Source organism: Enterococcus sp. RTP21361st1_A6_RTP21361_211029, from assembly GCF_040910045.1.
Taxonomy (GTDB): Bacteria; Bacillota; Bacilli; order Lactobacillales; family Enterococcaceae; genus Enterococcus_D; species Enterococcus_D gallinarum.
Window position 1 is genome coordinate 1 of sequence record NZ_JBDGBK010000103.1, and the last position, 10,840, is coordinate 10,840.

Here is a 10,840-nt window from a genome sequence, read left to right on the forward strand (position 1 = left end):
ATTCGAAACGAAGTAGATAAAAAGCTGTTCCAAGCTCGAGTTACGAGTTTGGAACAGCTTTTGTCTACAGTCTGAGAGCTGAAAACAATTTCAGCTCTTTTTTTAATAATGCAATCCTTCACGTCCCAATCGGTTGGGTGAACTTATTTCTCAAATTTTTTTTTCAAAAATTCTCTGCAGATGCCCACGACTTTCTCGGTAAAGTTGACCCAATCCACTGGACGCGGCGGCGCCAGCCACAAAATATGATTGATCCCCATTGCCCCATAAAAAGGCATGTTTGAAAGAGTCAGATGAGTCTTTTCATCCGGAAAACTTTGAAACTGAATATTCAAATCGAGAATCTTTTCAATATTGTTGCGAATCATTTGATTATACGAACGACCATAAGAAAAATCGACACATACATAGAGAGGAACAGATATTTCTTTTAATGGGATCGTTGAGATCAATAAAATCAGATAGCGAAAGAATAGAAATTCCTTGTTGTTCCACAAAATGGGTCGGTTCCGGTTAGCTTCAAGGTAATTCCGACAAAAAGCCACATATTCAGGGTATGTTTGCAGGAAATAAGTGACGTCCAAATGTTGATACTCGCATCGCGAACTGAAAGAAAATGAAAGCAGTTGGTAATGAATGTTCGTCAATTCAGTTGTAAGCAGTGCTAGAAGCTCTTGGGAAAGAGCAAAACGACCACTAAGTTCTGTATAGAAATGTTCATTTAATTGGGTGATATAATGATTTTGATCAATGTAGCGGTCATTTTCTACTAACCAGCCTTCTACGATCAGAAACCGCAATATCTCCTTTGCTTCCCGCTCTAAGGTAGTCAGGCTCACCGTAGGCAAGATCTTCGCCAGCCAGTCTTTCAGCTCTTCAATGATTCGTAAGTGTTCAGCATTGATCAAACCATCCTCAACTGTATTTTGCAGAAAATGACCATTGCACATTCGGGTAATAATGATTCCTAAGTATTGTTCTTTGCGGATCTGCATTCGGGCAGATTGCTGAGGGTTCAACCAGCCTTGACTATTAAGCGCATCGAAAGTCTTTCTTTTTGTTTCGATTTCTTTCGGAAAAACCGACTGATTCAAATAGTATTCTTTCATAAAAAACAATAATATGAATTCCCTTATTTCATTTTCTTCACCGATCAATCGAAATTCCTTCGTCACCTCAATGTCATAATCATTAAGGATCTGCTTGAATTGTTTAAATTCTTTATACACAGGCGTATGGCTTAAAAAATGGTTCGTAGCGAATTCATAAAGTGAAGACAGTTGTTCAAAAAAACATTCTTTCAGCATGGAAAATTTCAGTGACTGGTCCAAATAATAGGTCAAGACGTTATCAGAGGTTGCCAAACCAGAAGCATTTAATTTGATCACGGTCCCATCAGTCACAATACCAAACTCTTCATCCAATCCAAATTCATAAAAGTCCGTGTTTAATTCTTGAACGGTCTTGTTGATCAAAAATTCGGACATTGTCAGATTATCCATCAATGCCTCTTTTGTCTCGGATAAAGAAACCGCATTTTCCAAGTATTGAAGCAGCACCAATTTTCGCTTATCCGCTTTATTCAAAAATGTCAAAAACATGCGTTTTCAGGCCTCCATCATTCTTTTGCCCATAAAGGACACTTCCGGTAAATAAATAGCACAAGCTTGTAAGATAAGACGGCTGATCATTGCCATCACCACCTGAATCATCGTCTGGCATTGCTAAGTCGACCGACAGACTATTTGCAAGGAAGATATCTTCCACCGTCACGCGTTTTGCCAGCTGCTTGCCATCAGCCAAAAACGGTTTTGTTAGATTCAGTAACGGCTGTTCCTTTTGACTGTTTTCTTTTGATTTGGGTTCTTCCTTAGGCGATGCTGGTTCTGCTGCTTTTGGTGTCTTCTCATCAACAGGCGCCTCGTTGATTTCTGGAGGGTCTTTCGGAACGATTTCTTCTGAAGGATTCAGCGGATTATAGATGGTAGCGAATACGACCTGTTCGGTAACAAGGTCGATCATTCCGATAATAATACAGGCTCCTAAAACAAAGCCAAATTTGCGTTTCATTGATTATTTCACCGCCTTAACATAGTTCTATCTGGCATCTCACTTGGGCCTCTCCTCACGTACCATCAATAATCGATGAATCTATCAAAGACAGCCCCACACCATTAGGTGTAGCTGAAAAAGCCAGCTGTTCTTACTTGCTGCTAACTTGTTGTCCTAACTGGAGATCTTTCTCCATAAGACTTACTTTGAGAAACAGGAAAGAAAATGATTCCGCAATGAATCGGCTATCGCTCATCACTTTTCAAAACTAGTTACTCTCCTTCATTCTTTTTCTGACGATGCCAAACAATCAGAAATGCAATGATCACCAAGAGGAGTCCAATCAATAAATATTGCCACGTATGATCTTCTTCGATAGTGACATCTTTCCGATTGAGGTCTCGCGCAACATCGCCAGCCACTGTAAACTCTTTTTTAAATTCCCATCTGTATAAATATCTTTCTTCCTCATCACCATTCTTGACTTTATACTGTCCTTCATCGCTTTTTCCGCTGTAGGCAACAGATTTCAGCAGGTAAGTACCTGCTTCAAGCTTTTGTCCTTCTAATGAGATGGGATAAGAAAAATGGGAATTTGGTGCCATCTGCATACCAGAAGTATCAGAAGAATAGCGGCTGTCGTTTTGCCCTTTTTTAGTGACATCGTTGATCAAACAAAATGAATTCAAATAGGCAGCGGTCGGATTTTGAAAAGTCACATTGATTACATTGCGGGCATTCACTTGATCAGGTTCGACGGCTAACAACTTCAAATCTGGAACGATTTCATCCGTTGTTTGTCTCAACAAAATTGCGACGACATAGGCATATTCATTTTTGATCGCTAATCCTTGATCCTCGGACTGATCAGAGGCTTCTTCCTGCTTTTCTTTTAATGTCAGTCCACCGGAAATCACGCCTTTAAATGATTCTGAAGGCATGCTTACTTTTAAAGGCAAAGTCACTTGAGACTGTTTGGGAATCGTGATGGTCTCTGCGATGTCTACCAAATCCTTCAAATTGTGCGTTAAGGTTTCATCAGGTTCGATATCATTTTGACCATACTCAACAACGCCGTTTAGATTGGTGGTTGCCGAAGCGATCTTCGGCTCAATCACTACGTCCTTATCCGTATCATTTCTTAATAGAACCTCCACCGTTTGAACAGCACCTGGTGACATCTTCAAATCAAAATAAGTCTTAGATTTGTCTATTTGGTTCTCTGGTATGACTGGATTTACTGCAAAATTGAATTCAGAGGCCATGCCTCTTACCGAAATAAAAAAGAAAAGACTTGCCAAAACCAGTATAATGAGCTGTTTACTTTTTTTCATGATGGATTTTCCCTCTCTATCTATGTACCACCCTTACGTATCAAAACCTTACACTTAAAGGGACTGGTTGCTATGGATTTGTCGGGGTATCAGTTAGCAGCCAGGTAAATGTGGTACTGTACTTCACGGCATATTTCGTTGTTGAACCAGGCACTTCTAATTCAATACTATCTACTGCTGCGAATAAACTGTCACCCCAGCTCATAAGATAAGTACCGGCTCCTTCCCCTTTTTGGGCACTCATGACTAATGATTCAGCCCCATTGGGATCCAGGGTAATCGTGCTTTTAAAATTAGAAGGTTTTGGGGATTCGGATGGTGTAACGATCGTCCCGTTAGTCAAGCGAATTTGAGCTGCTTTTAATTCTTGGTCTTTCCCTGTTTTAAATTGGCCATTTTGTTTGACATGCAACGTCCAGCCGCTTTCCGTTCCTCGGTTATCTGTGACTTGTACAAAATTTGGTCCTTCTTGTTCTGCACCTGCTGCATCCTCATATTTTTGCAATGAGGCATGGTAGACTTCCGTTTTTGAAGTGATTTTTTGCATGCCAAAATACAAACTGGAGGCAAAGTCGATCGATAACGGTCCGTTGGTTCCTGGTTCAGGTTTGCCATCTGGCGTGGTGGGATCGACTGGTTTGATTGGATTGTCTGGATCTGGGTCTATTGGACTGATTGGATCCGTTGGCTCCGTGTTTGGTTCAAAGACAATTTGACCATTTGAATGATAAGCTGCCACTTCTGCTGCTTGAGCAGTGACCGTGCTCGTCATTCCCAATCCTACGAATACTGCTGCGGTTACTATTTTTTTCACTTTTCTGCCCCTTCTTATTCAGTCTCTGGTACATTTTTGAGGTACCAAGTCAAGGTTGTTCGATATTCTTTGGCTAATTTAACCGAACGACCAGGAATGTTTAATTTTACAGCTGCCGCTCCTTCTGATGCATCAGCACCAAAGCGATAGATCCAAGTCCCCATCCCTTTGCCTGCCGGGACATTCACCAAGTTCATTTCACTATTGGGAACAAATGTGTGATTCTCTACTACTGTTGGTGCATACTGCTTATCTGTCACAGAAATTGCTGTTCCGGAAGAAATTGATAATGAAGCCCCTGCTAGCACTTCACTCTGTGCTGTCTTAAATTGACCGTTCTGTATGACGCTAAGAGACCAGCCTTCTTGAGTCCCCCGTTTATCTGTGACTTGCACATAATTCGGACCTGCTAAACTTGAAATGAACTCTTGCAGTTTTGCATAGTAATCCATTGTTTCTGATGTGATCTTTTGATTGCCAAATTGGAAACTGGAGGCAAAATCAATTGACAACGGCCCAGCAGTTCCTGGATTTGGTCCCATTGGATCCGTGGGATCGACCGGGTCGACTGGTTTTTCCGGATCGGTAGGGTCGACTGGTTTAGTGAGATCATTATCCGTTTCAAAAATAATTGCCCCATTTGATGTATACTCTGCTGCAACTGCGGTGATCGGCAAGATTATTGAACTAAGGATGACGATACCCATCGTTATTAAACTCTTTTTCATTTCATTTGCTCCTTTTTGATAAAATACCTAGTGCTGCCAACAAGCAACCCCCATCGCGAGTTAACTGGAAGAGTCAGAACCCGTTGTGGGTAAGATTTTATGTCCTTGTTGGTCGAATGGCTGATTTCTCAGTACTTTCGCCTATGGTCTTGGATTTTTTGCTGGATATTCCTAAACGCCATAAAATGACGTTCCGCCATTGCTGTCATCCGCGCCTATTTCAGCAGCTAAGGTAGTTGCCAAAAACAAGAATAATCAGCCGAGCAAACTTGCATTAATGACTGTTTTTATCTTTACTCTTCTGCCTTTTATGGATTGCCTGGAGCAGATACTAGTTGCCAGGATAACGTTCCGCTATATTCGCCTATTTTTTGCTTTTCTACCGGAACAACTAATTTAAGACCTTTATTCGCTGTTTCTCCCCATTCTTGATTCACATGATAGTCGCCGTTTTCGGTCAATTCCGTCTCTTCAACGATAATTTCCCCATTTGTTAGTAATTGCTCTTCCCCATTTTTTACAAAGAACAACGTATTTTCTAAATGATCTGTCCCATTACTCAAGCTCTGCTGTTCTTTCACAGTGAGCCGCCAAGGACTTCGTTCAGATCCTCGTGTATCTTTGACAATCAAATCTCCTTGAATGTCAGGCCAATACGTTTGAGTGGTGGTAGTGATTTTTTGTGCCCCAAAATCGATAGTTGTCGGTACACTGCTCAAGGTCAACTCACCAGCGATCGCCACATTCACTGTTTTTTCAGCAGTTTGCCCATTTTCGGTGAAATGATACGTAGTTGTGACATTTTTTAGCAGCTCTTCTTCGCTTGTTTGCTGGATCGATTCGAGTGCTTCTGGTGCAACTTGCGGCAACTGCTCGTCTCGACCATCAGCAAAAATCGTTGCGGCTTCCGTATATGCTGCTAAATCAGCTTGATTCGTGATAGCCGTTGCTTCCCCTAAAGTCAAGCGGCTATCTTTGGCAAAGACAGCGAATTGCCGATTGCTTGCCAAGGCACTCTCATTTTTCACGACTACCAGATTGACTGCTTGTTCTACAGATGATTGATTTGCTGCTCCTGCTTTGAATGAAACAAGATGCTTGCGAGAAGTTGCTGACCCCAATGGTTTTTGAATCTCTGCTATTGCTTCTTCCGTCAGACTATCTGTAAAGAATGGGCGTCCTTGTGCCTGCAAATAGTCCAGTGCATCTTCTTTAGTGAGGTTCTCAGCTTCTTGTTCTGTAATGATTGCGTTCTGAGCACGAAGTTCAGCTTGATTCGAGTAAGAAACCTTCACTTGATAGCTGTATTCACCATCGGGAATCTGCCAATCGACTGGATCTGAAGACGATTGTTCTGGGATTGTTTCTGTCGCACTAGCAACTTTGCTTGACTGGATCTGTCCAGCATAAAACCAAGAACCTTTATTCTGGGTTTCTGGTGTAAAGGTCAGTATCGGTAAATTTGACCCAGTATACGGAATAAGCAGCCGCCCTTTTTGAACCTGGATGCCAGCAATATCTGTTCCCCATGCTTGAATCACAAGTGGCGCATTATTTTCTTTAACGCCTGTCACGTCATGAGTGATTGAACCTTGCCCATCAGCGATACCGGGCATTTCGACTTCATAGTCGATCACTGAACCAGGAATCGCAATTCCGTAGCCATTGACTCCCGTCACATCATTGTCCCCAATGAATGTTTTACCAGTCGCTTTTTCGATGCCGCTAAAAGTGATCGGCGTGATCGGCGTCGCATTGTTTGCAACTGGATTGATAGTCAATACTTGGTAGCTTGTGACTTCTCCAAACCAAGTGCCCTGACTTTTTGCTCGTGCTGCAGCATCATTCTCCGTATTTTTGATCCAAGTCAAATGATCTTTTTTTGAATCTGGCACTTCAAAATAGGAAAGGTTGATCCGACCAGTACCCGGAGGAGATTCAATGGTTGCCTCATCTTCGATGGTTAACTTACTGCCTGAAATCATGTTGTTTGCTGAAGAAATTCCAATACCGGCATTTTTCGACAGCTGGATCGTCCCAAACTGGTGATAAGTCGTACTATGGTTGGCCGCTGTAGCTGAGCGCCCATTTTTTATATCCCCACCGGTAGCCATCAATGTCAATCCGTTAGTCACAGTTAATTCGGTAAAATTCACGAGACCTAATCCTGTCATAGATATGGGCTCATCTTGGTAAGCATTGGTTCCATCTACATTCTCGCCAAAATTCATTTTGACTTGATTGGTGCTGTTAGCAACGATTGCATTGGTGAAATTGTCCGTTGCATTTCCGCCAGAGATCCCATTGATACTTTTCGCCCCTTGAATACGCATCTCTACATCGCGCAAAATCTGATTAGAGGAAATATTCGAGTAATAGGTGGTATATAAATTACCAATACTGGAATCTTCCGCTTGAATGTTCATCATGATCTTGCCGCTTCTCGTATTGCTAGCAGTTCGGCCGCCATCCCCATAAATCGTGGCACCGTTCAAGACATCCGATCCTGGTTTTGTATAGATGTTCAGCGTAATCGTATTGGATGTATCTGTTCCGACAATATTTGTACTGTTGAATGGATTTCCGCCAGAAATATTGGTCCCGCTAGGCAGCTTAAACTCACCGTCATAATTTCTTAAATCCAATGTTAAACTTGCATTTCCCAATAGTCTGCCATTATTAGTCACACCGCCAGAAAAACCATTAGAGCCAGTTCGTGGGGTACCGGAAAAGTTCCCGCCGAAAATCCGATTATTCGAATTTCCGTTGATCGTATGAGAACTGGAATCTCCGTATGAAGCCCCTAGAGAGGCATTGATCACCCCATCATAAACCGTTACTGCCACGTTCCCACCAATCAAGAGATCGTTCCAGCCGCCGCCAGACAAGAACCAATCCACTTGTCCGTTATTGACTGTCGTTTCACCATTACCATAGACTCTTCTACCGGTATAGCCAGTACCTTCAAGGGTGTCTACGATCCCTGAGTTCAATGTATTCGATGCATTTCCTTCAATAACTCCAGAGAAAGAGCCGCCATAGGTCCAGCGAGCAACCGTATTATTTAGAATTGTTTTAGTATTCCCTTTGATGTAGATATTCCAGGTAGTTCCCGGATCTCCCCCACCGCCGACAATATCCCAGCCAGATAGTTCCCCTCGATTTTTGGTTGTTGTGGAATAAGCAAGGTTGGTCGGTTTTGATCCTTTATAAGCAATACCGTCTCCACCTGGACTGCCATCTGCTGTAATCGACCCCACTTCAATCGTGGTATTCCCATCAATATAACCGCCGCGACCTGCAGCTGTAGTATATGTTGCACCATTTGAAAAAGAACCGCTGACCAGATGGGAGGTAATATTGCCGTATACTTTGAAACTTGCTCCCGCTTCTGCTAATTGAGCCCGTTGTGCGGGAGTATAATTGTCGTAAGTCGTTGTATTCGAAGCTCCCATCGAACTTTGTGAGAGCGTGCTGACATTGTTCCCGCCGCCGCCATTGAAATCACCGATCCCACCGACACTAGCGCTAGGACCCGCTTTGACCGTATTTACGATGTTTCCATTGATTGTGCCAGAGTATCGATTACCACCTTCAAAAGTTGCCCGGCCTGTAGAATAGAGACTCGAATCAAGATTCGTTACGATGGCATCTTTAGCAGGTTCCGAGCCAATATTTCCATAATAGGAACCGCCGATAAAACGATTGGCTGTCCCAGTCCAGCCTCCACTACCGGAAACAGTGCTGTTGATTCTACCGTCGATCGTTCCATACTGAACCCCTCCGACAAACGTTCCCAACCGAAAATTGGCATTTTTCGTAGCAATCGTCGTTTCAACATTCCCAGTCACATTGGCTGCATTTGTAGCACTTGATCCAACACCACCGCCATAATAGTTTGTCAATGTGCCATTCAATTGCTTGATCGCTACTTTTGTATTGCCATCGATCGTTCCAACATTGGCTCCCCCTGCAATGGTACTTATCCCAGAGACGGTATTGTTTACGTTGATCGTTACATTCCCCTTCAACGTTCCGCCGCTTTGGTTGCCCCCATAAATATTCCAAGTACCTGAACCCGTGTTATTCACATGGATCGTCGGATTGCCTTCCAGATCCCCACTGTTTGTGCCACCATATATCGTAAAGCCATTTCCAACGGCACCCCCATTGAGGAAAAGACTGTGCCCGTTCATGTAAATCGTCGATCCCCTATAGTCGATATTGCGAAACACGATATCCGAGCCAAAATAATTATTCGTTGAGAAATCAACCCGTCGACTGCCTGAAGCCAATGTTGTCGCATCTGTGATGGGATCGTTAGCATGACCAGTTAATATCAAGCGACTAACTTTCCCTTGTAATGCATAAAACGTGATATTGCTACTGTCTACTGTGCTTGGTATTGTTTTGGCTGTCAGATCAGCCGGTAAAGTCAAGGTACCCCCTGATCCGACATACAAAGCAAACTCACCGCCATTGCCATTTTGATACATATCAAACAAGGCTTGCCGAAAGCCATCGACACTATTTGCATACTCAGCGTAAGTTTCCCCATCGCCTGCAGGACTTGGAACGGCAACAAGTCGTGAAGGATCTGCACTTGCAATAATATCTTTGATGGACAGGTCTACTAAGGAACCGCTAGACCGGACACTCACGCCCTGTTTAAAAACTGCTAGCAGGATCTGATCATGATCTAGGTCCACGTTTTGCAATGCTTCATTACTATAAATTTTTCCTTCTAGCTGCCAGCCTTCAAAGGATGCCGGATTTTTAAAGGAAGGAATGTCCGTTGCTGTAAGACGTTCCCCTTTTTTCTTGCTGATTTGAAGGCTTGTTTCTCCTGTTTCCAACAAACGCCCTTCAGCACTTTTGAAGGTTATCGTCAGTTCTTCTGACTCTTGTGAAGAACTAGTAACAGATTCTTGGGAATGAGATTCAGATGCTGAATGTGCTGGCGATTCATCCGATTCTGCTGTTTCAGTCGCTTCAGATGTTTCGTTTGTTTCGTTATCCTGACTTGCGGTACCTTCACTGCTTTCACTGCTACTTTCTCTGTTACTCGTGATACTTTCCTTATTATCTATATCGCTAAGCTTTTCTAACTCGTTTAAAGTATCCGTTGTTTCACTTTTTTGCGCGATACTTTCTGCATGTGCAACTACCTCTGTATATGAAAAACAAGGAGAAGATACTAATAGAAAAACAAGAAAATTGGTTAAAAAACGATTCACTTTATCCCTCCTGACTGAGTGAAAATGAGTAAAATATTGCGCAATACACGCATTATGCTATCCATAGTCTATATCCAAATAAAAAAAGGATTATAATTTTTTTTCATCCATTCCAAAATTATGATTATAAATTGACATCCTAACCGCTTGTTTCTTCTCATTTTTGGCCTTGTCAGGCAGTTTGTTTGACATTTACTTGAAATGCTTGGAAAGGATAAATTTAGAGTTAATTTCACCTAGCATACTAAAAAAACGTAAGAGTTCAAGAGATATAATTAGAATAAGATTATAAAAATCACATAATAAAGCAATCTTTACCACTGAAAAATTAATCTATTATCCGAATTATTTGTACTTGATGCCCCTATATAGAAATCGCTAACATCATTTATATTTCATAGAATTAATAATGTTATAACGAATAATAATTCACTGTATTTTCTAAAATAAAATAACTCAAAGTATAATAACCGAAAAAAATTTTATAATTTTTTCTAAACAACATTAGAAAAATAATACAATCATAAAAAATAAAATAACTATTAATCTAATTTAACAGCATGTATTTTTATTTCCGTGCGCAAAAAAAGCACCAAACAGTGTAGTGACCCCAAAAAGTTAGACTTTTATGGAGTGGAGAAATCCACTCCTTTTTTGTATGATAAGATTAACTGT

General features: G+C 41.8%; 6 protein-coding genes. All 6 read right to left on the reverse strand.

The annotated features are described in order from the left end of the window. Positions 1 to 143: 143 nt before the first annotated feature. Positions 144 to 1,601, reverse strand: coding sequence for a helix-turn-helix domain-containing protein (locus AB5Z52_RS14370; protein ID WP_288551673.1), 1,458 nt, complete (start codon positions 1,599 to 1,601; stop codon positions 144 to 146). After that, positions 1,579 to 2,070 (reverse strand): hypothetical protein, encoded by a 492-nt coding sequence (locus AB5Z52_RS14375; RefSeq protein ID WP_003128114.1) that lies wholly within the window; start codon positions 2,068 to 2,070, stop codon positions 1,579 to 1,581. The genes AB5Z52_RS14370 and AB5Z52_RS14375 overlap by 23 nt, the downstream gene beginning before the upstream one ends. Positions 2,071 to 2,324: 254 nt before the next feature. Then, positions 2,325 to 3,386, reverse strand: coding sequence for a DUF916 and DUF3324 domain-containing protein (locus tag AB5Z52_RS14380; protein WP_029486287.1), 1,062 nt, complete (start codon positions 3,384 to 3,386; stop codon positions 2,325 to 2,327). Positions 3,387 to 3,456: 70 nt separating this feature from the next. Beyond that, positions 3,457 to 4,158: a WxL domain-containing protein gene (locus AB5Z52_RS14385; protein WP_131732125.1), complete on the reverse strand. Its 702-nt coding sequence runs from the start codon at positions 4,156 to 4,158 to the stop codon at positions 3,457 to 3,459. Positions 4,159 to 4,214: 56 nt separating this feature from the next. Continuing rightward, positions 4,215 to 4,928: a WxL domain-containing protein gene (locus AB5Z52_RS14390; RefSeq protein WP_029486285.1), complete on the reverse strand. Its 714-nt coding sequence runs from the start codon at positions 4,926 to 4,928 to the stop codon at positions 4,215 to 4,217. Positions 4,929 to 5,236: 308 nt separating this feature from the next. Further along, positions 5,237 to 10,165, reverse strand: coding sequence for a hypothetical protein (locus tag AB5Z52_RS14395; RefSeq protein ID WP_131731976.1), 4,929 nt, complete (start codon positions 10,163 to 10,165; stop codon positions 5,237 to 5,239). Positions 10,166 to 10,840: the final 675 nt, after the last annotated feature.